The organism is Mycobacterium sp. (assembly GCF_004298145.1).
In the GTDB taxonomy this organism is placed as follows: domain Bacteria; phylum Actinomycetota; class Actinomycetes; order Mycobacteriales; family Mycobacteriaceae; genus Mycobacterium.
Window position 1 is genome coordinate 45714 of sequence record NZ_SCRH01000010.1, and the last position, 24480, is coordinate 70193.

24 protein-coding genes are annotated in these 24480 nt (G+C 68.6%); 9 read left to right on the top strand and 15 right to left on the bottom strand.

Translation table 11 applies throughout. The features are described from left to right. Positions 1-91 precede the first annotated feature (91 nt). The 5 genes from coaD to EPN51_RS03350 all read right to left on the bottom strand — a co-directional run bounded on the left by coaD (position 92) and on the right by EPN51_RS03350 (position 3776). Positions 92-577 carry a pantetheine-phosphate adenylyltransferase gene (gene coaD / locus EPN51_RS03330; protein WP_293037088.1) on the bottom strand — a complete coding sequence of 162 codons (486 nt, stop codon included), beginning with the start codon at positions 575-577 and terminating at the stop codon, positions 92-94. Positions 578-600: 23 nt separating this feature from the next. Then, positions 601-1155 carry a 16S rRNA (guanine(966)-N(2))-methyltransferase RsmD gene (gene rsmD / locus EPN51_RS03335; protein ID WP_293037091.1) on the bottom strand — a complete coding sequence of 185 codons (555 nt, stop codon included), beginning with the start codon at positions 1153-1155 and terminating at the stop codon, positions 601-603. A 10-nt stretch (positions 1156-1165) separates the two neighbouring features. Then, a complete protein-coding gene (locus EPN51_RS03340) occupies positions 1166-1798 on the bottom strand; it encodes a vitamin K epoxide reductase family protein (protein ID WP_293037094.1) in 633 nt (210 codons plus the stop codon). Next, positions 1795-2562, bottom strand: coding sequence for a DsbA family protein (locus EPN51_RS03345; RefSeq protein WP_293037096.1), 768 nt, complete (start codon positions 2560-2562; stop codon positions 1795-1797). Before EPN51_RS03345 ends, EPN51_RS03340 begins: the two co-directional genes overlap by 4 nt. A 95-nt stretch (positions 2563-2657) precedes the next feature. Beyond that, complete coding sequence (locus EPN51_RS03350; RefSeq protein ID WP_293037099.1) at positions 2658-3776, bottom strand: alpha/beta hydrolase; 1119 nt, start codon at positions 3774-3776, stop codon at positions 2658-2660. A 389-nt stretch (positions 3777-4165) separates the two neighbouring features. Between EPN51_RS03350 and EPN51_RS03355 the strand changes: the two genes are divergently transcribed. Continuing rightward, positions 4166-5011: an aldo/keto reductase gene (locus EPN51_RS03355; RefSeq protein ID WP_293037190.1), complete on the top strand. Its 846-nt coding sequence runs from the start codon at positions 4166-4168 to the stop codon at positions 5009-5011. A gap of 27 nt (positions 5012-5038) precedes the next feature. On the opposite strand, the gene EPN51_RS03360 is transcribed toward EPN51_RS03355, so the two are convergent. From EPN51_RS03360 to EPN51_RS03370, 3 genes are read right to left on the bottom strand one after another with little or no spacing between them, the layout of a single operon-like run. Beyond that, on the bottom strand, positions 5039-5752 hold the full coding sequence (locus EPN51_RS03360; RefSeq protein ID WP_293037102.1) for an HNH endonuclease family protein: 714 nt from the start codon (positions 5750-5752) through the stop codon (positions 5039-5041). Then, entirely contained in the window at positions 5749-7968 is a 2220-nt protein-coding gene (gene recG, locus EPN51_RS03365; protein WP_293037105.1) for an ATP-dependent DNA helicase RecG, read from the bottom strand. Before recG ends, EPN51_RS03360 begins: the two co-directional genes overlap by 4 nt. A gap of 2 nt (positions 7969-7970) precedes the next feature. Further along, positions 7971-9617 carry a DAK2 domain-containing protein gene (locus EPN51_RS03370; protein WP_293037107.1) on the bottom strand — a complete coding sequence of 549 codons (1647 nt, stop codon included), beginning with the start codon at positions 9615-9617 and terminating at the stop codon, positions 7971-7973. A gap of 325 nt (positions 9618-9942) precedes the next feature. Between EPN51_RS03370 and rpmB the strand changes: the two genes are divergently transcribed. Continuing rightward, positions 9943-10137 carry a 50S ribosomal protein L28 gene (rpmB, locus tag EPN51_RS03375; RefSeq protein ID WP_064950728.1) on the top strand — a complete coding sequence of 65 codons (195 nt, stop codon included), beginning with the start codon at positions 9943-9945 and terminating at the stop codon, positions 10135-10137. Between the two features lie 24 nt (positions 10138-10161). On the opposite strand, the gene EPN51_RS03380 is transcribed toward rpmB, so the two are convergent. Then, entirely contained in the window at positions 10162-10983 is an 822-nt protein-coding gene (locus EPN51_RS03380; protein WP_293037123.1) for a mycofactocin-coupled SDR family oxidoreductase, read from the bottom strand. A gap of 2 nt (positions 10984-10985) precedes the next feature. Then, positions 10986-11888 (bottom strand): SDR family NAD(P)-dependent oxidoreductase, encoded by a 903-nt coding sequence (locus EPN51_RS03385; protein ID WP_293037126.1) that lies wholly within the window; start codon positions 11886-11888, stop codon positions 10986-10988. Between the two features lie 99 nt (positions 11889-11987). Between EPN51_RS03385 and EPN51_RS03390 the strand changes: the two genes are divergently transcribed. Genes EPN51_RS03390 through EPN51_RS03405 form a run of 4 tightly spaced genes read left to right on the top strand, consistent with a single transcriptional unit; the run spans position 11988 to position 15702 of the window. Further along, a complete protein-coding gene (locus tag EPN51_RS03390; RefSeq protein ID WP_293037129.1) occupies positions 11988-12431 on the top strand; it encodes a nuclear transport factor 2 family protein in 444 nt (147 codons plus the stop codon). Between the two features lie 4 nt (positions 12432-12435). Then, positions 12436-13635 (top strand): sulfotransferase, encoded by a 1200-nt coding sequence (locus tag EPN51_RS03395; protein WP_293037132.1) that lies wholly within the window; start codon positions 12436-12438, stop codon positions 13633-13635. After that, entirely contained in the window at positions 13628-14872 is a 1245-nt protein-coding gene (locus EPN51_RS03400; RefSeq protein ID WP_293037135.1) for a hypothetical protein, read from the top strand. Before EPN51_RS03395 ends, EPN51_RS03400 begins: the two co-directional genes overlap by 8 nt. 2 nt (positions 14873-14874) lie before the next feature. Beyond that, a complete protein-coding gene (locus tag EPN51_RS03405) occupies positions 14875-15702 on the top strand; it encodes an oxidoreductase (protein ID WP_293037138.1) in 828 nt (275 codons plus the stop codon). 11 nt (positions 15703-15713) lie between these two features. On the opposite strand, the gene EPN51_RS03410 is transcribed toward EPN51_RS03405, so the two are convergent. From EPN51_RS03410 to EPN51_RS03420, 3 genes are read right to left on the bottom strand one after another with little or no spacing between them, the layout of a single operon-like run. After that, positions 15714-16643 carry an NADP-dependent oxidoreductase gene (locus EPN51_RS03410; RefSeq protein ID WP_293037193.1) on the bottom strand — a complete coding sequence of 310 codons (930 nt, stop codon included), beginning with the start codon at positions 16641-16643 and terminating at the stop codon, positions 15714-15716. Between the two features lie 5 nt (positions 16644-16648). Next, on the bottom strand, positions 16649-17332 hold the full coding sequence (locus EPN51_RS03415; protein ID WP_293037141.1) for a uracil-DNA glycosylase: 684 nt from the start codon (positions 17330-17332) through the stop codon (positions 16649-16651). A gap of 41 nt (positions 17333-17373) precedes the next feature. After that, positions 17374-18321, bottom strand: a complete 948-nt coding sequence (locus tag EPN51_RS03420) for a thiamine-phosphate kinase (protein WP_293037144.1) — start codon at positions 18319-18321, stop codon at positions 17374-17376. A gap of 117 nt (positions 18322-18438) precedes the next feature. Between EPN51_RS03420 and EPN51_RS03425 the strand changes: the two genes are divergently transcribed. After that, on the top strand, positions 18439-19023 hold the full coding sequence (locus EPN51_RS03425) for a DUF3515 domain-containing protein (RefSeq protein ID WP_293037147.1): 585 nt from the start codon (positions 18439-18441) through the stop codon (positions 19021-19023). Between the two features lie 84 nt (positions 19024-19107). On the opposite strand, the gene EPN51_RS03430 is transcribed toward EPN51_RS03425, so the two are convergent. Next, on the bottom strand, positions 19108-20250 hold the full coding sequence (locus EPN51_RS03430) for a D-alanine--D-alanine ligase family protein (protein WP_293037150.1): 1143 nt from the start codon (positions 20248-20250) through the stop codon (positions 19108-19110). A 27-nt stretch (positions 20251-20277) separates the two neighbouring features. Beyond that, entirely contained in the window at positions 20278-21333 is a 1056-nt protein-coding gene (locus tag EPN51_RS03435; RefSeq protein ID WP_293037152.1) for an NAD(P)H-dependent glycerol-3-phosphate dehydrogenase, read from the bottom strand. Between the two features lie 169 nt (positions 21334-21502). Here EPN51_RS03435 and cofC point away from each other — a divergent pair, with 169 nt between their 5' ends. Both cofC and EPN51_RS03445 read left to right on the top strand, forming a co-directional pair. Next, the gene (gene cofC, locus EPN51_RS03440) at positions 21503-22165 is read left to right on the top strand and encodes a 2-phospho-L-lactate guanylyltransferase (RefSeq protein ID WP_293037155.1); all 663 of its coding nucleotides are present in this window, start codon (positions 21503-21505) and stop codon (positions 22163-22165) included. Positions 22166-22253: 88 nt separating this feature from the next. Then, the gene (locus EPN51_RS03445; RefSeq protein WP_293037158.1) at positions 22254-24455 is read left to right on the top strand and encodes an RNA degradosome polyphosphate kinase; all 2202 of its coding nucleotides are present in this window, start codon (positions 22254-22256) and stop codon (positions 24453-24455) included. The last annotated feature ends 25 nt before the right edge of the window (positions 24456-24480 follow it).

Consider the following 24480-nt stretch of genomic DNA (forward strand, 5'->3'; position numbering starts at 1 on the left):
CGTAGGCGACCCCGCGAACCCCCCCTTTTCGAATCAGATCTTCAAGATACGTTCCGCGCCGGCGTAGGTGATGTATTCCGGTCGACCGGGCTCAACGTGGCCGGCTGTAACGCTTTTCGCGCAAGCGGCGGTTGACCGGTTCGGGCAGTAGCTCCGACACGTCACCGCCGAACATCGCGACCTCTTTGGCCAACGACGACGACACGAACGAATACCGGGGCGCGGTCGCGACGAAAAAGGTGTCGACCCCGGCGACGTGCTTGTTCATCTGGGCCATCTGCAGCTCGTATTCGAAGTCGGTGCCGGTGCGCAACCCCTTCACGATGGCGGTCATCCCCCGCGACCGGACGAAGTCGACGACCAGACCTTGTCCGGCCTCCACCCGCAGATTGGGCAGATGCGTCGTCGATTCGTTGATCATCGCGATCCGCTCGTCGAGGTCGAACATGCCCTTCTTGGCGGGATTGGTCAGGATCGCCACCACCACCTGATCGAACTGAGCCGACGCGCGCTCGAAAACGTCGATGTGGCCCAACGTCACCGGATCAAACGAGCCCGGGCATACCGCGCCACTCATAGCCGATGACGGTACACGTCCACTCACAGCCGCTCGGCCAGCTCCAAACGGGTGTCGCCGTAAACCCGTTGGGGCCACACGGACCAGCCGGCCGGCCAGGTGAGCGGCGCACCGCCGGCCGCACGCTCCACCACCGCAACGCCGCCCTCGCGCACCCAGCCATGTGCGGTCAACGCCGCCAGTACGGCTTCGACCTCGGCGGCCCCGACGTCGTAGGGCGGATCGGCCAGGACAAGATCCACGGCAGACGCGGTCCCGGCCGCCAGCACGGCCGCCACCGCTCCCCGGCGCAGCGTCGCACCGCTCAGGGCCAGGGTGTCGATATTGCGCGCGATGACGGACGCGGTGCGCGGGTCGGACTCCACGAAGAGCGCGGTGGCGGCCCCACGGGAGAGCGCCTCGAGTCCCAGGGCGCCCGAACCCGCGTACAGGTCCAGCACCGCGAGGCCGCTCAGCTCGCGGCGCGCGGTCAGGATGTTGAACAGCGACTCGCGGACGCGGTCGGTGGTGGGCCGGGTGCCTCGGGGCGGGACCGCGATGCGCCGGCCCCCGGCCACGCCGCCGATGATCCGGGTCACGTGCCAATACCTACAGCAGCGTCGACCAATAGTCCCAGAACCGCACCACGCACAGGAGAAACACCGCGGTGAACCACAGCGCGGCGATCGACCACCGCCATTCGTGGACCACCCACGCCAGACCGGATCGCCGGTCCCGCAGGGCCGGGCGATACGCGATCGAGGCGACCACCACCAGCAGCGACATGGTGACCGCCCACACCACCATGCAGTACGGGCACAGCGCGCCGATGCGATACAGGCTCTGGAAGATCAACCAGTGCACGAACACCGCGCCGACCAGCACCCCGACTGTCAGTCCCACCCAATACCATTGGGGCAGAGTCACTTTCGTCAGCACCAGCAGCCCGGTGACGATCACCACGGTGAAGGCCACCAGACCGAGCAGCGGATTAGGGAATCCCAGCAGCGACGCCTGCGGCGTGATCATCACCGAGCCGCACGACAGGATCGGGTTGATGTTGCAGGACGGCACATACGACGGGTCGAGCAGGATGTCGATCTTCTCGACCGTCAGCGCCATCGACGCAACCAGGCCGATCACCCCGGCGATCAGCAGCCACCAGGCGCTGAGCGCCGGTACCCGGGCCGGGGTCAGATCCCCGCCGGGATCGGCGGATTCTGTCGACACCGCACCGGTCACATGGCGGCCGGTGCGACCGCGCCGTCCAGGCCCGGGACGTTGCCCACGATCTCTTTGATCTTGCTGACCAGCGCATCGGGTGTCGACGGGTCGTAGTCCTCGCCGTTGATCTTGATGGTCGGTGTGGCTTTGATGTGCGCTGCGGCCGCTTCGCCGGTGACCTTGTCGAGGTACTTACCGCTGTTGATGCAGTCCGGCACCTTGCCCACGACGCCGGCCTGACGGGCGATTTCGATCAACCGCGCGTTGTCCGGGAAACTCTTGCCGGTTTCGCTGGGCTGAATGTCGGTGGTGAACAGCGCGGTGTGGAAACGGCGGAAGGCGTCGAGGGATTCGTCGGCGACGCAGTGGGCCGCGGCGCCGGCACGCGACGGATAGTTCTGGTTCCTCGAGCTGTCCAGGATCGACACCATGGAGTAGTCGGCCGCGATAGCCCCGACGTCGATGAGCCGAGACACCGTCGGCCCGAAGGTGCGCTCGAAGTTACCGCAGGCCGGGCACAGGAAGTCCTCGTAGAACGTCACGACGGCCTTGGGGTTGTCGCTGCCGGGCTGGGTGACAAGCTTGCTCGACGTCACCCGCACCGTGTCGCCCGCACCGGTGGCGGCGGCCTTCTTGTGATGCGACGTCACGATGTAGAAGACGAGGGCGACCGCGAAGATCACAACGAACGCGGTACCGCCGATCTGGACGAGCCGGCCGGACTTACCGCCGGAGGCCGCCTTCATGTCGAATCGTGGGGGGCGTTTGGGTTTGTCGGCCACAGGTTCCCTGATCTTTCGGTACTCGAGTTGTCGGTCTGGCGACCAAGCGGTCGGACAAGGCGCCTCTAGGTTACCGGCGCCGGCCGCTCAACGATTCAGACCCGGCTCAGGTGCGCGCGCAGCGCCGAGATCAACTCCGTGGTCGCCACCGCGCTGTCACCGCCCAGCTGGAACAGACTGGCGAAGCCATGGGTCAGCGAGCCCAGGTACCGCAGGTCGACCGCGGTCCCGGCGGCGCGCAGCGCCTCGGCGTAGCTTTCGCCCTCGTCGCGCAGTGGGTCGAAACCCGCGATCGCGATCAGCGCGGGGGCCAGTCCGGCCAGCGATTCGGCCAGCGCCGGCGATACGCGCGGATCCGTCCGGTCGAGATCCGAACGCCGCAGGTACTGGGATCCGAACCAGTCGATGTCCCGTTTGGTCAGCAGGAAGCCGCGCGAGAACAGGCTCAGTGACCGGGTCTGCGCGGTGAAGTCGGTCCGCGGGTAAATCAGCCACTGCAGCACCGGCGCCGGGCCGCCCTCGTCGCGCGCCAGCTGGCTCACAACGGCGGCGAGGTTACCGCCGGCGCTGTCGCCGCCGACCGCGACCCGCCCCGGGGTCGCGCCCAGCTCGCCGGCGTGCTCGTACGCCCACGTGAACGCGGCGTACGCGTCCTCGATCGCGGCCGGCGCGGGGTGCTCGGGAGCCAGCCGGTAGTCGATCGACAACACGTGGACGCCGGCATCACGGCAGGTCAGCCTGCACAACGTGTCGTGAGTGTCCAGGTCACCGATCGACCAGCCGCCGCCGTGGTAGAAGACCAGCAGGGGCGCCGCTCCGCCGTCGGCCGGACGATAATGCCGCGCCGCGATGTCACCGGCCGGGCCGGGCAGCGACAACTCGTTGATGTCGACGTGGATCTGCGGACCGGGGAACCCCACCGTCGACTCGCGCATCTGGGCGCGCGACGCCTCCGGGTCGTCGTCGACCACCAGCCCGTCGATGCCGACGGCGCGCAGGCCCGACAACATCAGCTGCAAGGTCGGATCGAGGGTGTTGCCGTCGATGATGACCGAACGACCGCGGACCAGCCCTCGTCGCACCGCGGTCGGGATCCACGGGATGACCTTGACTCCGACGCTGGTGACGGCGCCCTGGATGCGACTGGCCAGGGGTACCGATGCGCGTGGCGCCCCGGTGTGAACGCCTGGCGCGACAGACAGAGGCTTGGTCATGGGCAACCCCCTTTTGAACAACGTGGTACCCGCTCGACGGCGTAGGTTATTCCACCCACCGCCACCCGCCGCATCGAGAGGAAGACCGGCCGAGCGGCCGACAATTCCGGTGCGCCGCGCGACTAACTGTACGTGGTGGCGCACTCGGTACCGAGGGGCGCGGATGGACACCTGCCCAGGTGTTGACTAGGTTGCATTTGCTCCCTCGGTAATATCGTGGTCCCCATGTCGGTGAAGCCTTCACGGATTGCGAGCGACTTCGACGTGTTTCGATTTCGAACCCAGCGCCTCGAACACGGCGCCGAAACAGCGTCGATCTCCTCGCCCGATGACGGAACCCGGCTCAATGCACAACCTCAGACCTTTAATCTCACAGGCAGGTGAATGAATTGACTGGCGAGTCGGGCTCCGCCGCACCCTCAATTGCTCTCAACGACGAAAATACGATGCCGGCCCTGGGCCTGGGCGTCGCGGAATTGTCTGACGACGAGACCGAACGCGCCGTGTCGGCGGCGCTGGAGATCGGCTGCCGGCTCATCGACACCGCCGCGGCCTACGGGAACGAAGCCGCCGTCGGGCGCGCCATCGCCGCGTCCGGGATTCCGCGCGCCGAGCTGTTCGTCACCACCAAGCTGGCCACCCCCGATCAGGGCTTCAAGGGGGCGATGGACGCCTGCAACGCCAGCCTGGAACGGCTCGGGCTGGACTACGTCGACCTCTACCTGATTCACTGGCCGGCTCCGTCGCTGGGTAACTATGTGAACTCCTTCGGCGGCATGATCCAGTCCCGCGGGGAAGGTCATGTCCGCTCGATCGGCGTCGCCAACTTCAACGAGGAGTACCTGACGACGGTCATCGATCTCACCTTCGTCACCCCGGTGGTCAACCAGATCGAGCTGCACCCGCTGCTCAACCAGGAGGCGCTGCGCAAGACCAACGCGGAGCACAACGTCCTCACCCAGTCCTACACGCCGCTGGCGCTGGGCAAGTTGATCGACAACCCGACGGTGAATTCGGTCGCCGGCGAATACGGCAAGACCACGTCACAGGTCCTGCTGCGGTGGAACCTGCAGCTGGGCAATGCGGCCGTCTTCCGGTCGGCCAAGGCCGAGCACATCGCCAGCAACATGGACGTCTTCGACTTCGAGTTGGCCGCTGAGCACATGGATGTGATCAACGGGCTCAACGACGGCACCCGGCTGCGCCCGGACCCGGACAGCTACGAAGGCTCATAGCGGCTCATAGCCGCTCGTGGCCGGGTGCTACCCCGCGGGGCAGGTCGCGGCGGCCTGACGCAGGACGCCGGTCGACGCCTGATCCACGGGCAGTGCATAGCCGCGCAGCACGGCGATGAACTGCATGGCGTATTGGCAGGCGAACGCCGTGTTCGGCGGCATCCACTGCGCCGGCGGCGAATCGCCCTTGTCCTGGTTGGCCGGTCCGTCGACGGCCAGCAGGTTGGCCGGGTCGTTGGCGAAGCGCAGCCGCTCGGGCCTCGGCCAGCCGTGAGCGCCCATGTCCCAGGCGTAGGCCAGCGGGACGATGTGGTCGATCTGGACCGATTCGCCGACCTTGGGTCCGCGCGCAAAGGCGATGGTCTTGTCGGTGTACGGGTCGTGCAGCGTGCCGGTGGCCACGGCGTCCGGGCACCGCTTGATCGACACATACGTCTTGTCGACGAGATCGCGGTCCAGGATGTCATCGCGGGTGTCGCACCCGTTGTGCCCCAGCGGGGCGTCGTTGTCGTCATCCCAGGCGTCGCCGAATGCCGCCCGCAGGTAGTCGTAGCGGTGCAGCCGCACCGGCACGACCGCAATGCCCGCGAGCACATCGGCGCCGGGCTGCACCGTCGGAACATCAGCGCGCGCAGCGTATTCGGCGGAGTGCCTGGTGGCAGAGGACCCGACCGTCTGGTAGGCCACCACCACCGCGAGCGTCGCCGCCGCGGCCAACCACAACAAGACTTTGCGGTTCAAGATTTGTCCAGGTATTCGATGCGGTCGGTCTCGGTGAATCGCGCGGCCAGCACGGCCAATCCGGGGTCCGAGCGGTCCTCGGCATAGGTCTGGATGGCGAAGTCCCGGGCCGCCTCGATGTACTCCAGGTGGTCCGCCAGGGACAGCAGCCGTAACGTGATCGACCTGCCGGACTGGTTGCGGCCCAACACATCTCCCTCGCGGCGCTCCTTGAGGTCCAGGTCGGCGAGGGCGAATCCGTCCAGCGTCCCGGCTACCGCCCGCAGCCGCCGGCCGGCCGATGAGCCCGGCGAGGCCCAGCTGGCGAACAGGCACAGGCTCGGATGCTGGCCGCGGCCGATCCGGCCGCGCAGCTGATGCAGCTGGCTGATGCCGAACCGGTCGGCGTCCATCACGAGCATGACGGTGGCGTTGGGGACGTCGACGCCCACCTCGATGACGGTGGTGCACACCAGCACGTCGATCTCGCAGGCGCGAAAGGCCGTCATCGCCGCGTCCTTCTCGTCGCCGGACAGCCGCCCGTGCATCAGCCCCAGCCGCAGGTCCGCCAGCTCGCCGGAACGCAGTCGGGCGTAGAGACCTTCGGCGGTTTCGGGTGCCTTGGCGTTCTGCTCCTGCGTGCCCGCATCGTCGCTCTCGTCGATGCGGGGCGCCACCACGTAGGCCTGTCGACCGGCGGCGACCTCCTCGCCGATGCGCCGCCAGGCGCGGCCCAGCCACGCGGGCTTGTCCTTGACGAAGATGACGTTGCTGGTGATCGGCTGGCGCCCGCGCGGAAGTTCGCGCAGCGTCGAGGTTTCCAGGTCCCCGTAGAAGGTGAGCGCGACGGTGCGCGGAATCGGCGTCGCCGTCATCACCAGCAGGTGCGGCGTCACACTCGGACGGGCCTTGGCCCGCAACTGATCTCGCTGCTCGACACCGAAGCGGTGTTGTTCGTCGACCACCACCATGCCCAGGTTGTCGAACTCCACCGCGTCCTGCAGCAGCGCGTGGGTGCCGACGACGATGCCGACCTCGCCGCCGGCGATCTCGGCCCGGATCTGCTTTTTCTGCGCGGCCGTCAGGGATCCGCTGAGCAGCGCGAGCCGGGTGCCATGATCGGCGCCACCCAGCTGGCCCGCCATCGCCAGCGGGCCGAGCACGTCGCGAATCGATCGAAGATGTTGCGCGGCAAGGATTTCCGTCGGCGCCAGCAGCGCGCACTGATAGCCGGCGTCCACCATCTGCAGCATCGCCAGCACCGAGACGATGGTCTTACCCGAGCCCACCTCACCCTGCAGCAGGCGGTTCAACGGGCGATTCGACGCGAGCCCGTCGGACAGCACGCCGAGCACCTCGCGCTGCCCCGCGGTCAGCTCGAACGGCAACCGCCCCAGCAGTTCCGCGGCCAAACCATCCGGGCGGGGCGGCGCCGGGGGCCCCGACTCCGAAAGCTCGCCGTGGCGGCGGGCCACCAGCGCCCATTGCAGCCCGACGGCCTCGTCGAAGGTCAGGCGCTCGCGCGCCCGCTGCCGGCGGGACTCGCTTTCGGCGAGGTGGATGTCGCGCAACGCCTGATCCTCGGAGATCAGGCCGAATTTCGCGCGCAGGTCCTCGGGCAGTGGATCGGGCACCGGGTCGAGGACGTCGAGCACCTGGCGCACCGAGGCGAAGATGTTCCAGCTCTGCAGCTTGGCGCTGGCGGCATAGATCGGGAAGAAGTGGCGCTGGTACGCGTCGGCGATGTCTTCGCCGGTGGTGGCGTGCGAGGCGTTGGCGATGCTCTTCAGGGACACGGTGCCGCGGTTCTTCCCGTCCGGCGTGTCGAGGAGGAGAAACGCGGGATGGGTGAGCTGCATGACGTTCCTGAAGAACCCGACCTCACCCGAAAGCATCACCTTGGCGCCCTTGGTCAGGTCCTTTTTGATGTAGTTCGCGTTGAAGAACGTCGCGGTCACCTTGGCCCGCCCGGAGCCGAGCGTGATGCGGTGGCACACCTTCTTCGGGGTCTTCTTCATCGGAAACGTCTCGGTGTCGGCGATCGTGTCGACGATGGTGATGTGCTCACCGGCCGGGGGCCGTTCGTCGTCGGCGTCCCACCGGCTCGCGCCCTCGGTGTAGCTGCGCGGGTAGTGGCGCAACAGGTCGTCGACGGTCCGGATGCCGAACACCTCGTCGAGGAGCTCGACCACCTTGCCACCAACGGCGTAGTCCAGCCGGTCGCTCAGCGACACCATCGCTATTCGACCCCGATCAGCAGCGCGTCACCGTGATGGCCGGTGCGGTAGGTCACCAGTTCGGTCCCGGGGTGGTGGTCGTGCATGTGCTCTTCCAGGATGTCGCCGACGGCGTCGGTGTCGATGCCGGCGCCCAGCAACACGGTCACCAGGTCACCGCCCGAGGCCAGCAGCAGATCGAGCAGGCCGATCGCCGCCCCGACCGCGTCGGCGGCCACGATCAGCACCTCGTCTCCCGCGATCCCCAGGCCGTCCCCGGGGTGACAACGACCCGCCCAGGTCAACGCGCTCTCGGTCGCGATGCGCACCGATCCGTGCCGCGCCGCCCCGGCCGCGCGGGCCATGGTGTAGCCGTCGTCGACGGCCTGCCTGCCGGTTTCGTGCACGGCCAGCGCGGCCAGCCCCTGCACCATCGACCCGGTCGGAATCGGCACCACGTCGATCCCCCAGCCGATGGCCGCAGTGCATCCGGCGACCAGCTCCTCGGCAGCCAGATAGCCGTTGGGCAGCACCATCACCTGTGCGGCGCCGGTGTCGACGACGGCCCGCATCAGCTGGTGCGCGCTGATGTTGGTCACGGGTTCGTGCGCGGCGGGGTCGCGTTGCAGCACGCAGGCGCCTTCCCCGGCGAACAGGTCGGCGGCGCCGTCGCCGTCGACGACGGCCAGCACCGCCCGTTCCCGCGTCCAGCCGCCCGGGGGTAATCCGGGGCCACCGGAGCTCAGGGCCGAGATGACGATGCGGCTGAGTTGTCCCGCCGCCAATCCCGCCTCGACGGCGGCGCCGGCGTCGTCGGTGTGCACGTGCACCGAGTAAGTGCGCCGGGCCGACGACGGCGCGGAGGCGATGCCCACCGAATCGCCCAGGTCCGCCAACCGGTCCCGCAGCGCGTTCGCCGCCGCGGGCTCGCAGCCGTCCAGCCGGTACATCACCTCGAATTGGGGCGCCGGGCGTGGCGTGGAGACCTCTGTTTGCTGCGACCGCGGCGAGAGCTCGTAGACCGGGCGGGCCGGCGCCTGCCCGGTGATGGTGGTCCGCAACGCGTCCAGCAGGACCAGCAGACCGCGCCCACCGGCGTCCACGGCACCGGCGTCGGCGAGCACGTCGAGCTGCTCGGGAGTCTTTTCCAGGGCGACCACCGCCGCGTCACCGGCGGCGATGACCGCCGGCGCGAGCCCGTCCCCCGTCCGGGCGCACTGCTGGACGGCGGTGGCGGCGGCGCGCAACACCGAGACGATGGTCCCCGGGACCTCCTCGCCCCCCATCGAGATGATGACCAGCTCCACGGCGCGCTGCAGCGCGGCGCCCAGGGCGACGACGTCGATGCGGGCCAACTCGCCACCGGCGTCGGCCGCGCCGGTCGCGGTGACGTCGGCGATGCCGCGCAGGATCTGCGACAGGATCACCCCGGAGTTGCCGCGGGCGCCGTTCAGCGCGCCGGCCGACAGCGCCGCGGCGGCCCGGGCGGTACACGCCGAGCCGCCCTGCGCGTTCAGCTCCGCCAGCGCCGAACGCATGGTGAACAGCATGTTGGCGCCGGTATCGGAGTCGGCGACCGGGAAGACGTTGAGCCGGTTGATCTCGTCGATGTGGGTGATCAGGTCGCTGACGACCGTGTGCGCCCAGTCCCGCAGAGTCGTCGCGTCCAACAGGCGATCCTGCGTGGTCCACGAAGTGGCCAGGGTTACCCACCTCCTCTGCGCCCCTCAGTGCCCCGTCAGTGCCTCCCGGCGCCCGGCACCCGATGGGCGCCAGCGTAGCCCGGCGACACGCGCGCCGGCCGCCGGTGACCACCACCCGCCGGCGGGCCGAACCGGCCCATTGAGCCTAGCCAGAGGGGGCGACAGCGGGGGTGACCGTTTTGGTGGTTGCCGCGACAATCGGTATCCTCAGTGGGGCCCGGCTGAACCCGGGCTGCCCCGGCCACGTGTCAAACCGCCGAGCCGGACCCCCGAGATCTGAGGAGCTTGAACAATGGCCGCTGTGTGCGACATCTGCGGGAAAGGCCCCGGCTTCGGCAAGTCGGTGTCGCACTCCCACCGCCGCACCAGCCGCCGGTGGGACCCCAACGTCCAGACGGTGCACGTCGTCGCCCGTCCGGGCGGCAACAAGCAGCGCCTCAACGTCTGCACGTCCTGCATCAAGGCCGGCAAGGTCGTCAGGGGCTAGTCCGGGGCTGTCACCCGCCGCCGCTCACATGACGACGTGGCCGGCGTCCACCGGGATGGCCACGCCCGTCACATAGCGCGACCGCGGCCCGGCCAGCCACAGCACCGCTTCGGTGACGTCTTGCGCCTCCACCAACGGCACCTCGGGTAGCAGGGTCTGCGACAGGGCCGGGTTGGGATTCTCCAGCATCCGGTTCACCACGAACTCGTTGAGAATCATCGGTGTCGCGACCCCGCTGGGGTGAATCGAGTTCACTCGAATCTTATGTGGCGCATAGGCATTCGCCGCCGACCGCATCAGACCCACCACGCCGTGCTTGGACGCGGCGTAGGCGAACATCGCCGCACTTCCGTCACCGCCGCGGCCGGTCAGGCCCTGCGACGAACTGACCAGCACCACCGAGCCGCCCCGGCCCTTGCGCACGATCGAGGGAACCGTCGCCAGCATCGTGTGCCACACACCCTTGAGGTTGGTGTCGACGATCGTGTTGAACACCGGTTCGGACTCGGGCTCGGTGACGCCGATCGCCACCACCCCGGCGTTGGCGACGACGACGTCGACATCGCCGAGTTCGTCGATGCCCGCCTGCACCCCGGCCTGCAGCCCCGCGAGGTCGCGGACATCGGCGATCACCGGAACCGCCTTGCGGCCCGCGGACCCGACCAGCTGCACGGTTTCGGCGAGCTCGGTTTCGGTGGCCAGGGCATAGGGAATCGCATCGAGGTCGGCGCAGATGTCGACGGCGATGATGTCGGCGCCCTGCTGGGCCAGTGCGACGGCGTGGCTGCGGCCCTGGCCGCGCGCGGCGCCCGTGACGACGGCGATGATGTTGTCGAATTCACCCATGATCAGACCTCCAGTGTCGTGCCGGTCTCGTGTTCGGCGAAGGCCACCAGCCGCGCGGCCGCGTCGTAATCGCAGGCCAGCGTGGTCCGGCCGATGAGCACCGGGCCGCCGCGCAGCCCGAACCTGCCGCTGACCCCGACGTAGCTGCCCGGCGGGATCGGTTCGCTGATGCAGTACAGCGTGGGCGCCGCGCCCTCGTCGATGTCGTTGGCCAACCGGTCGGCCACCACCTTGACCGCCTTGTGGGCGAGCGACATCAGCGGCGAGTCACCCAGGTTCGACAGGTTGGAGGCCACCCAGCCCGGGTGGGTGAGGTGCGTGACGATCGGCGAGCCGGCCGCGCGCAACCGCCGGTCCAGCTCCAGCCCCCACAGCATGACCGCCAGCTTGGACTGCGCGTACGCGCCCAGCCTCGTCCACTTGTGCCGGCGCAGGTGCAGGTCGTCCAGGTGCAGCGTCGCCGACCGGTGCGCGTCGGAGCCGACGTTGATGATCTGCGAACGCACGTTGGGCAGTAGCAGGTTGGTCAGGGCGAACGGTCCGAGCAGGTTGGTGCCCAGCGTCGTCTCGAATCCGTCGACGGTGTCGGTGCGGCGCTCGGTCAGGGTGCCGGCGTTGTTGATCAGAATGTCGACCGGGCCGTCGATCAGGTCGCGGAACGCGCGCACCGACGACAGGTCGGCGAGGTCGAGCTTGACCACGGATGGGACAACGCCGCCGACCGCAGAAATTTCCGCCGCCCGTTGCGCGCCGAGTTCGGTGTTGCGCACCGCGAGGATCACGTGCGCGCCGGCCTTGGCGAGCGCGCGCGAGGTGCCCAGCCCCACCCCGTTGGTCGCTCCGGTCACGATCACGCGCTTGCCGGTCAGGTTGCCGAGCCTGCTCGGCGTCCACGGTGGGGTCACGACGATCCAGAGTAATGGTTGGTTCTATGTAAGTTGGACCGGTTCTGCCAACATTGGTCGCGGAAGCACAGCGGACATACTTTCCCGAGGCGGTTCGACATGAGTGACAGCGCCACCGAGATCACCAACCTCATCTACACCTATGCGCAGCTTCTCGACGGCGGCGACCTGGACGGGGTGGCCCGTCTCTTCGAGCACGGCCGCATCTGCGGCGTGGAGGACGGCCCGCCGGAAACGGTGTTCGCCGGCTCGGCCCGGGTGCGCGAGATGTACGAGATGGCCACGCGCATCTACGAAGACGGCACCCCGAAGACCAAGCACAACACGACCAACGTGCAGCTGCATATCGACGAGGCGCAGGGCAGAGCGACGAGCACGTCCTACTACTGCGTCACGCAAGCCACCCCCGAGCTGCCGCTGCAGGTCATCGTGACCGGGCACTACAAGGACACGTTTCAGCGGCTGGACGGCGCCTGGTGTTTCGACAGCCGCACCATGTTCGTCGACCAGGTGGGCGACGTCAGCCGGCATCTGAAGTTCTGACCCCGTGGAATCCGCCAGCGTCTTCGACCCGGCCGCCGTCATGGCCGACGCGCAGCGCAAGGAAGAACTCACCGATTGGGGCCCCGGCGATTTCGAAGGCCCGCTGCGGGTACTGCTGGCCGACTATGCGCGCGCCGATCTCAACGGCCTCAATGCCATCGGCGCCCACATCCTGCGGTCGGGCATCGTGCACAGCCTGCGGATGCGGCTGCGGGCGCAGGAGTGGATCCGCCGCCATCCGCAGATTCTCGACGAGCGGGTGGCCGCGCCGATCGTCGTCGTCGGGATGATGCGCAGCGGGACCACGCTGCTGCAGCGACTGCTGGCGGCCGACCCGCGCTTCGTCTGCGCCTACGGATGGGAGGTCGTCGAGGTCGCAACGCGGTTGAACCATCGGTTCACCGGGGTCGATCCGCGCATCGCCATCAGCCAAGCGCGAGAGGCGAAATCGCGCGAACTGGCGCCCGAACTGTTCTCCATCCACCCGATGTACGCCACCGAGGCCGAGGAGGAGATCGTCTTCCTGGCGGACGCGTTCTTGTCGCACGTCCCCGAGTCCGGTGCGCACCTGCCCCACTACCGGTCCTGGCTCGACGACCAGGACTTCTCCCCCGCCTACGCCCACCTGCACCGCATGCTGCAGTTCCTGCAATGGCAAAAACGGCGGCAGCACCGCCAAGGCCAACGTTGGGTGCTCAAATCGCCGGCGCACCTAGGGTATTTGGACCTGCTGCGCACGCGATTCCCCGATCTGCACATCGTGCACATGCATCGTGATCCGCGCACCACGATCGCGTCCGGCGCCAGCTTGAACGCCACCCTGCATGCGATGCACGCCGACACCGTCGATGCGCACCGGGTGGGCACACAGTGGTTGGCGCGGATGGGCTGGACCAATGACCGGGCGATGACGACCCGCGACGGCTGGTCTGACGACGGTGCGCGGGTCACCGACATCGGGTTCGACGAGGCGGTGGCCGACCCGATCGGGCAGGTGGCCCGCGTCTACGACGCCATCGGGCTGCCGCTGACCGCCGCGGCCGAGGATGCGATGCGGCGCTGGCTGCATGAGCGTCCGCGCGAGGCCGCCCGCCCGCCCTACGGGCTGGAGAACTATGGCCTGCTTCCCGAGCAGGTCGACGAGCGATTCGCCTTGTACAACAAGCGTTTTGAACAGTTTATCGGAGGAACAGCACATGCCTGATGACCCGGTCGCGACGGTATCCCAGCACGAACAGGAAATGGCCGCACTCGAACTGATCGAGCATCCCACCGTCAAGGTCGCCTACCGGAGCGTGGCGCAGACCTGGCTGGGCCGCGCCAAGGCGTCGGAGGCAATGCGCGAACGGTTCGAGGACGCGTTCGCCGAGGTGATGTTCTCGGCGGCGGTGTGGTCGTCGAACCAGGACAAGCTGCGACCGAAGGTCAGCTGCATCACCCGGCTGGCGCACCCCGTGGCAGGCCGCCGCATCCCCGGATCGCGTTGGGGCATCGACAATCCCGACAGCGTGTACCGGGTGATCCCGATCTCCGGTGACGAGCGCTACGAGATCCGCGGCCGGGTCGGCGAACACCGGATGACCGAGAACTACTTCACCCTCTGGGACGCGAACATGGGCACCATCGACGTGCTCAATGGCCGCACCATGCGGGTCGACCCCTACGGCAGCTTCACCATCACCGTCGACTCCGGACCCGCCAAAGGCCGGCCCAATCATGTGCGGACTTCCCCCGCGGCACACGAATTCTACATTCGCGACGTGCTGCTGGACTGGGGCCGCGACGACCCCAATCATTTTGAGGTGCAACGACTTGGCGGCCCATCGGCAACGCCCGCTCGTACCCTTGACGAGCAGGCCGAGGCCACCGCGGCGATGATGGAGCACTTCGCCAACTTCACCGGCAAGCTCAGTCACGGCGTGTACAAGATGCCGGCCAACCATTTCAACCTGGCCTGGTCGGCCGACAAGGTCGGCGCGATGCGCCACCAGGTGTACGTGATGGGCCGCTTTGATCTCGCCCCCGACGAAGCGTTCGTCGTCGACCTGAATGACGGTGGCGCCGAATACTTCACCGTCCCGCTCAGCAATGTCTGGGGTACCACGCTCGAGCTCGTCGACCGCACCGGCAGCCTCAACAAGGCGCAGTCTGTCACCAACGAGGACGGCACCTACACCTACGTGATCTCGCCCGTCGATCCCGGCGTGGCCAACTGGATCGACTCCGACGGCCTGCGCGAAGCCATCCTGACCCTGCGCATGGCGGAGTTCGGCGAGAACGGTCCCCGCGAAGACCTCGGCGCCCGGGGCCGCGTCATCAAACTGGACCGGCTCGACGCCGAGCTGCCGCACGTGGCGCGGGTGAGCCCGCAGCAGCGGGCCGCCCAACTCGCCGCCCGCCGAAAGGCTTATCTGCGGCGCCTACCGGAAGGGACGATCTAGCGATGTCACGCTGGCTGATCACGGGATGCTCCACCGGCTTCGGTCGCGAAATCGCGCGCGCGGCCCTGGAAGCCGGCCACAGCGTGGTGGTGACGGCGCGACGGGCCGCCGCCGTGCAAGACCTCGCCGAGCAGTTCGGCGACCAAGCCCTTCCCGTCGCGCTCGACGTGACCGATGCCGGCCAGATCGCGGCGGCAGTGGCGACGGCCGAAAAGGCTTTCGGCGGAATCGATGTCCTGGTCAACAACGCCGGACACGGCTACCTGTCCGCGGTGGAAGAGGGCGAGGACACCGAGGTACGAAAGCTGTTCGACGTGAACTACTTCGGCGCCGTCGACATGATCAAGGCCGTGCTGCCGGCCATGCGCACCCGTGGGTCGGGACACATCATCAACATCTCCTCGATGACCGGCCTGGTGGCCAATCCGCCCAACGCCTACTACTCGTCGACCAAGTTCGCGCTGGAGGCGGTCACCGAGGCACTCGCCACCGAGGTCCGCCCGCTGGGCATCAAGGTGACCGCCATCGAACCGGGCGCCTTCCGCACCGATTGGGCGACCAGGTCCATGAAGGAATCGGAAGCCCCGATAACCGATTACGCCGACGTGGCGGCACGCAAGGACCTGATCAAGCAGTTCGCCGACCACCTGCCCGGCGACCCGCGCAAGGTCGCCGAGGCCGTGCTGATGGTGACGACGCTCGACGAACCACCGCTGCGGCTGCTGTTGGGCCGCGACGTGCTCAAGGCCATGCGCGACAAGATCGCCGCCTTGTCGGCGTCGATCGACAAATGGGAAGCCGTCACCAAGGACGTGAACTTCCCGGTGTGATGACTGGGCCGTCAGTCCCGCACGACGAGGACCGTCTTTCCGGCCCGGCCGCCACGCCCCCGGCTTTCGAATGCTTCCCGCCCCTCGTCGAGCGGGAACGTCTGGGCGATCGCGACGTGCAACCGGTCGTCGTCGACCAGCGCGGCGAGCTCGGCGAGCTGATCGCGATTCGGTCTGACGATGAAGAAGGTTGCGCTGACACCGAACTCGTCGGCCCTGCCGTCCGGCGGCGGTGCCGACAACGTGATCAGACGGCCACCGCGGCGCAGCACGCCGAATGACCTGTCCAGCGTCTGGCCACCGACGGTGTCGATGACGACGTCGTAGGCGGCGCCGGTTTCGTCGAATGCCTCGGTGCGCGTGTCGATCACGCGCTGCGCGCCGCAGCCGCGAAGAAGAGCGGCGGTGTCGCTGCGCACGGTCGCGGTCACCTGGGCGCCGAGCAGCGCGGCCAGCTGAACGGTCAGCAGGCCCACTCCCCCGGCACCGCCGTGCACCAGCACGGTCTCTCCCGGTTGCACCGCCGCGTGGTCGACCAAGGCCTGCAGTGCCGTCAGGCCGGCCAGCGGCAGCGCGGCCGCGACGACGTGGGAGACCGTCGACGGCTTGGCGGCCAGATCGGCCGCGGGTGCGGCGACGAAATCAGCCGCGGCGCCGTCGCGGTCGAACTCGACCAGTCCAAAGACCTCGTCGCCGGGCACGAAGTCCGTGACGTCGTCGGCGACAACGGAAACGACGCCGGAGACCTCGTGGGACGGGATCACGGGGACGCGGCTGACGCCGTCGCGGGTCCAGGTCTCATCCCACGTCAGCTCGTCGAAGGTGATGGCGGCGGCGTGCACGGCCACCAGGACTTCCCCGGCCGCCACCGCCGGCACGGGCGCCCGCTCGATGACCAGCTGCTCCGGGCCGCCGCGCCGGTGTGCCCGCAGCGCGGTCATCTCGTTCACGGCAGTCGCCAATCGACCGCGTCCGCGCCCATGTCGGCCAGCAGCTCGTTGGCACGGCTGAACGGACGGGAGCCGAAGAATCCCCGCGACGCCGACAGCGGCGAGGGGTGCGGTGATTCGATGGCGACGCAATTTCCTTGGGCGAGAATTGGGTTGAGTGTCGAGGCGTCACGCCCCCACAGGATGGCCACCAGCGGCAGCGAGCGCGCGGTCAGCGCCCGGATGGCGCACTCGGTCACCGCCTCCCAGCCCCTGCCCCGGTGCGAGGCCGGATTGCTGGGGCGCACCGTGAGCACCCTGTTCAGCAGCAGCACGCCGCGCTGCGCCCAGGGCGTCAGGTCACCGCACGAGGGCGGGGGGTGGCCCAGGTCCGCGGTGTACTCCTGAAAGATGTTGGCCAGGCTGCGGGGCAGCGGCCGCACCTCGGGTGCCACCGAAAAGCTCAGCCCCACAGCGTGTCCGGGCGTCGGGTAGGGGTCTTGCCCGACGATCAATACCCGGACCTCGTCGAAGGGATAGGTGAAGGCGCGCAGCACATTCGACCCGGCGGGCAAATACCTGCGCCCGGCCGCGATCTCGTCCCGCAGGAATTGCCCCATCTCGGCGACCTGCCCGGCCACCGGCTGCAGCGCACTCGCCCAGCCCGGCTCGACCAGTTCGCTCAGTGGGCGCGCCGTCATCATCGGCCCTTCGCGATCGGGTAAACGGTCACCGCGCCACCCTAGTACGACTGCCAGCCGGCGGGGCCGCTCCACTCCCGATCGTCGACGAGCAGCCGGGCCGGGCCGTCGAGAACGCGCCCGATGATGCGCCATCCGGCCGGTGCGGATCCGGCGAAACACGCCACCAGCGCGTGGTCTTCACCGCCCGCCAGCACCCACGGCCAGGGATCGGCGCCCACGGTGGCCGCCGCCGCGGCAAGCGCGTCGCGGTCGGCGGCCAGTGCCGCCGTGGACAGGTCGATCCCCACCCCCGACGCCTCGGCGACATGCCGTAGGTCGGCGATCAGGCCGTCGGAGACGTCGATCATCGCCTGCGCTCCCCCGGCTGCGGCCACCGCACCCTGACCATAGGGTGGCTCGGGCACCGCATGCCGGCGCCGCAGCTCGTCGAATCCGCCAATCCTGTTGTGCCACAGGGCAAACCCCGCTGCCGAGCGACCCAAATCGCCGGCAACTGCGACCAGCGACCCGGGGTGCGCGCCCGATCGTCGCACCGGCTCGCGGCCGTCCAGGTCGCCCAGCACCGTCACCGAGATCACCCACTGGGGGCAGCTGACCAGGTCGCCGCCGGCGATGCCGGCGCCGATGCGCGCCGCCTCGTCCCACATCCCGTCGACCAGCGAGTCCACCGCCGCCGCGGGCGTCTCACCCGGTGCGCCGAAGGCGACCACGAACGCCGTGGGCCGCGCGCCCATCGCCTCAACATCCGCGGCGTTCTGGGCGATCGCCTTGCGGCCGATGTCGTGGGGTGTCGACCAGTCCAGCCGGAAGTGCCGATCCTGCACCAGCATGTCGGTCGACACCACCGCGCGGCCGTCGCCGGCCGTCACCAGCGCCGCGTCGTCACCCGGCCCGAGCACGACCGCGGCCGGCTGCCGACGGCCGCGCACCAGGCGGTCGATGACGGCGAACTCACCGAGTTGCTGCAGCGTCGATTCGTCCTGCACGCAACCCACGATAGGGCTCCCGCGCGCACGGACCGCGCCGGTGTGGGACCCGGCGGCCATGCGGGCCGGTCGCGGCCCGAGAATGATTGCCCAACCGGGTGAGCGAAGGCGATAGTGATGAGCAGACAGGAGGTGCGGGCGGTGGCAACCGAGTCGGACACCGACGGCGGGCCGCCGCGCGCGGTGATCATCGTCGCGGTCGCGCTGGCCGTCGCGACGATCGGCGTGATCCTTGCCATCGCGGCAACCCGTGAGGCGCCACCGCAACCGGTCGCCGTTCCCGGTGTCCCGGCGCCGCAGGCCGAGAGCGCCACGTGCCGGGCGCTGATGGATGCGCTGCCGCAGCGCCTGGGCGATTACCAGCGGGCCGCCCTTGAGCAACCGGAACCGGTGGGCGCGGCGGCCTGGCGGACCGGGCGGGGCAGTGACCCCGTGGTGCTGCGCTGCGGGCTGGACCGCCCGGCCGAGTTCGTCCTCGGCTCTCCGATCCAGGTGGTCGATCGGGTGCAGTGGTTCCAGGTGCGTTCCGATCAGCAATCCGCCGGTGACGCCGGCAGATCCACCTGGTACGCGGTGGACCGCGGAGTCTATGTGGCGCTCACGCTGCCCACCGGGTCAGGCCCGGCACCGATCCAGCGTCTTTCCGAGGTGATCGAGCAGCGCATCGCGGCCACGCCGATCAATCCCGGGCCCGCCCGTTAGCGCGATGGTGGCGACCCGCCGCGCCCGGCTACCGCCTGTAGTGGCGACCCGCTGCGCCCGGCTCCGCCGCACTTGCGATCGCCACTAGCGCAGGCCCACGCCGCGGGCCAACGCCGTCTCGACCATCGTCGCCAGCAGGGTCGCGTAGTCCACGCCGCTGGCCGCCCACATCCGCGGGTACATCGAGATCGTGGTGAATCCCGGCATCGTGTTGATCTCGTTGAGGACCGGCCCGTCTTCGGTGAGGAAGAAATCCACCCGGGCCAGCCCCTGACAGTCAATGGCCTTGAACGCACGGATCGCCAATTCGCGCACGGCATCGGCGATCTCGTCGTCGACCTTTGCGGGCACGTCCAATTCGGCTGCGTCATCAAGGTATTTGGTGGCGAAGTCGTAGAACGAATCCTCGCGGCCCCGCACACCGGCCACCCGAATCTCGCCCAACGCGCTGGCTTCGACTGTGCCGTCGGGCATTTCGAGCACACCGCACTCCAGCTCGCGGCCAACGATCGCGGCCTCGACGATGACTTTGGGATCGTGGCGGCGCGCAACGGCGACGGCGGCATCCAGCTGGTCCCAACTCGATACCCGGGTCACACCGATCGAGGAACCACCCCGGGCGGGTTTGACGAACACCGGCAACCCCAGCCGCTCGCACTCCTCGGGCCGCAGCCCCGAGCGCGACGGGCGTAGCACCGTATAGTCGCCGACCGGCAATCCCTCGGCGGCGAACAGTTTCTTGGTGAACTCCTTGTCCATGCCGGCGGCGCTGGCCAGCACACCGCCCCCCACATACGGCACACCGGCGAGTTCGAGCAGCCCCTGAATGGTGCCGTCCTCCCCGTACGGCCCGTGCAGCACGGGAAACACCACGTCGACGGACGCCAAGACCTCACCGGCACGGGGTGGCAGGGAAACCAATTGGCCACTGCGCCGCGGATCGGCCGGTAGCGCCAGCTCGGTTCCGGACTCGGCGGTCACCTCGGGCAGTCGCCGGTCGGTGATCGCCAGGGCGGCCGGGTCACCGTCGGTGAGCACCCAGGAACCTTCCGGGGTGATGCCGATCGCGACGACCTCGAAACGCTCCGGATCGAGGTTGCGCAGGATGCTGCCGGCCGAGACACACGAGATCGCGTGCTCGTTGCTGCGCCCGCCGAAGACGACGGCGACGCGCGCCCGCTCACCCCGTGAGCTGGGGTGCGGCGTCGACCGATCGCTGGCATTCACAATCACAAGAGGCTACCGGGTGGCGGTTCATTCGGGTTTGGTGCTGCGGCCCAACAGCAGCGCCATCGCCTCGTCGACCGACAGCCCCTTGTGGCAGACCCGGTGGACGGCGTCGGTGAGCGGCATTTCGACGTCGTAACTGGCCGCCAGCGCCAGCACCGCCTCGCAGGACGTCACACCCTCGACGACGTGCCCGTCGCCGCCCCCGGGCGTACCGGACCGAACCGACTCGATGGTCGCCCCGCGGCCGAGCCGTTCACCGAACGACCGGTTGCGTGAGTAAGGCGAGCTGCACGTGGCCACCAGGTCGCCCACCCCGGCCAGCCCGGCCAGCGTCGCTCCCTTGGCGCCGAGCGCGATCCCGAGCCGCATGATCTCGGCCAGGCCCCGGGTGATGATCGCCGCCGCGGTGTTTTCGCCAAGTCCCACACCGGCCGCCATCCCGCAGGCGAGTGCGATGACGTTCTTGCACGCCCCGCCGATCTCGGTGCCGACCACATCACTGTTGGTGTACGGGCGAAAGTATCCGCTGTTCAGCATGCGCTGCAGGGCGACGGCCCGGCCCGAGTCGCTGCAGGCGACCACCGTCGCGGCCGGCTGGGATTCGGCGATCTCGCTGGCCAGGTTCGGTCCCGATATCACCGCGACCCGAGCCGGGTCGACGCCGGTCACCGAGACGATCACCTGACTCATCCGCATCAGGGTGCCCAGTTCGATGCCCTTGGCCAGGCTGACCAGGGTCGCGCCCTCGCGCAGCAGCGGCGTCCAGCGCTCGAGGTTGCTCCGCATCGTCTGCGCGGGCACCCCGAGCAGCACCGTTGACGCGTCCCGCAGCGCTTCGCCGGCGTCGGCGGTGGCATGGACGCCCGGCGGCAGCGACATCCCGGGCAGGTAGTCCGGGTTTGATCGGGTGGCGTTGATCCGCTCGGCGAGCTCGGGTCTGCGGGCCCACAGCGTGACCTCTGTGTCCGGCCCCCCGGCCTCGACGAGCACCTTGGCCAGCGCCGTGCCCCACGCCCCGGCGCCCATGACCGTGACGGCGCCCGTCGAACCTGCGTCCAACCTGGCATGCGTGCTCGCCATGTACCACCCCCTGTCCGTGGTCGGTGTTGCTCACGCGGCACGTGCAGCCGCTACACCCTAGATCAGCGACGGACCGGGCGTCACGCGCGCCAGCGTGTCCCCCGCGCGCCGGGGTCGTGCCGCCAGCTGGCGCGCACCACGCGCGCCGTCGCTGGCAGGATGACATCTTATGAGCGGCACACGAGCCGACGGCGCGAGTGACGGTGTGGGCGATGTCGCGTTGATCATCGCCGTCAAGAGGCTGGCCGCGGCCAAGACCAGACTGGCGCCGGTTTTCTCCGCGCGCACCCGCGAGAGCGTGGTACTGGCCATGTTGATGGACACGCTGACCGCGGCCAGACGAGTCGGATCACTGGGCTCGATCACCGTGATCACCCCCGATGACGCCGCGGCCGCCGCGGCCGCGGAGCTGGGTGCCGATGTGCTGGCCGATCCGACGCCCGACGGCCATCCCGATCCACTGAACAACGCAATCGCCACCGCGGAGCGCGCGGTGGGGAGTTTGTTTTCCAATGTCGTTGCGCTGCAAGGTGATTTACCTGCGCTGCAAACCCAGGAGCTGACCGAGGCGGTCGCCGCCGCACGCCAGCACCGGCGCAGCTTCGTCGCCGACCGGCTGGCGACGGGAACCGCGGCGCTCTTTGCGTTCGGAAGCCCGCTCAATCCCCGGTTCGGTTCCGATTCGTCGGCGCAGCACCGCAGTTCGGGTGCGATCGAGTTGACCGGCGCGTGGCCCGGCCTGCGGTGTGACGTCGACACTCCCACCGACCTCGCCGCCGCCCGCCGCCTCGGGGTAGGGGCGGCGACGGCCCGGGCCGTCGCCGCGCACTGATTTCGGTCATGATGGGTGGATGTGTCCTGGGGGTGAACGTCGACCCAACGGCGAATGGATGTCCCGTGAGCGCTAGCAGCACCCGCGCGTGATGAGCGATGATCGCAGGGTGACGGAAATCGATGCTGAGGTGCGGCCCGACGAGAATGTCTGGCATGCAGGCGACTCGGCCGTGGCAGCACCGCCGGCTGCGACCCCGACCGTGATGACCGATCTGCCGGAGGAGCGTTACCTCAACCGGGAACTGAGCTGGCTGGACTTCAACGCCCGCGTGCTGGCGCTGGCCGACGACAATTCGTTGCCGCTGTTGGAACGCGCCAAGTTTCTGGCGATCTTCGCCTCCAACCTCGACGAGTTCTATATGGTGCGGGTCGCCGGCCTCAAGCGCCGCGACGAGATGGGGCTATCGGTACGTTCCGCCGACGGTTTGACGCCGCGCAAGCAACTGGCGCTCATCGGGGAACAGACCCAGCGAATCGCCACCCGGCACGCGCGGGTGTTCCTCGATTCGGTGCGGCCGGCCCTCGCCGAGGAAGGTATCCACATCGTCACGTGGGCCGATCTCGATCAGGCCGAACGCGACGAACTGTCCGCCTATTTCACCGAACAAGTCTTTCCCGTCCTGACCCCGCTGGCCGTCGACCCCGCACACCCGTTCCCGTTCGTCAGCGGGCTGAGTCTCAACCTGGCAGTCATGGTGCGGCAACCCGAGGATGGCGGCCAGCACTTCGCCCGAGTCAAGGTGCCCAACAACGTCGATCGCTTCGTCGAACTCGCCACCCTCGAATCGGGCCGGGGCGCCGCCGCCGGTGACGGACGGTCCATCGTCCGCTATCTGCCGCTGGAAGAACTGATCGCGGCCTTCCTTCCGCTTCTCTTCCCCGGCATGGAAATCGTCGAACATCACGCCTTCCGCATTACCCGCAACGCCGACATGGAGGTCGAAGAAGACCGCGACGAAGATCTGCTGCAGGCGCTCGAACGGGAATTGGCGCGCCGGCGGTTCGGTCCACCGGTGCGCCTGGAGATCGCCGACGACATGACCGAGGGCATGCTGGAATTGCTGCTGCGCGAACTCGACGTGCACCCGGGCGACGTCATCGAAGTCCCCGGCCTTCTCGATCTTTCGTCGTTGTGGCAGATTTACGGCCTGGACCGCCCGGCGCTCAAGGACCGGGCATTCGTTCCGGACACCCACCCCGCCTTCGCCGACCGCGAATCTCCCAAGAGCATCTTCGCGACCCTGCGCGAGGGCGACGTGCTGGTGCACCACCCCTATGACTCCTTCTCCACCAGCGTGCAGCGATTCATCCAGCAGGCCGCCGCCGACCCCAACGTGCTGGCGATCAAACAGACGCTGTACCGCACCTCCGGTGATTCGCCGATCGTTCGCGCGCTGATCGAAGCGGCCGAGGCCGGAAAGCAGGCCGTGGCGCTCGTCGAGATCAAGGCGCGCTTCGACGAACAGGCCAACATCCGCTGGGCGCGCGCACTCGAACAAGCGGGTGTGCACGTGGTTTACGGGCTCGTCGGGCTCAAGACGCACTGCAAGACCTGCTTGGTGGTGCGTCGCGAAGGCTCGGCGATCCGACGGTACTGCCACATCGGAACCGGCAACTACAACAGCAAGACCGCCCGTCTGTATGAGGACGTCGGCCTGCTGACGGCGGCGCCCGACATCGGCGCGGACCTCACCGATTTGTTCAATTCGCTTACCGGATACTCGCGTAAGGTCTCCTATCGCAATCTGCTGGTGGCGCCGCACGGAATCCGCACCGGCATCATCGAACGCGTCGACCGCGAGATCGCCGCGCACCGCGAACGCGGGAACGGCCGAATCCGTCTCAAGATGAACGCATTGGTCGACGAGCAGGTGATCGATGCGCTGTACCGGGCGTCGCAGGCGGGTGTGCGGGTCGAGGTAGTGGTGCGCGGCATCTGCGCGCTGCGCCCGGGCGCCGAGGGCTACTCCGAAAACATCTTCGTGCGTTCCATTCTCGGCCGCTTCCTGGAACACTCGCGGATCATCCACTTCCACAACGTCAACGAATTCTGGATCGGCAGCGCCGACATGATGCACCGCAATCTCGATCGGCGGGTGGAGGTGATGACTCAGGTCAAGGACCCCAAGCTCACCGCGCAGCTGGACGAATTGTTCGAATCCGCACTGGATCCGTCCACGCGGTGCTGGGAACTCGGGCCCGACGGGCAATGGACCGCGTCGCCACAAGACGGCCATACCGTGCGTGACCACCAAGTATCGTTGATGGAGCGGCATCGCAGCCCCTAGACCTGTGCGGTGTTTCCTGTTGTTT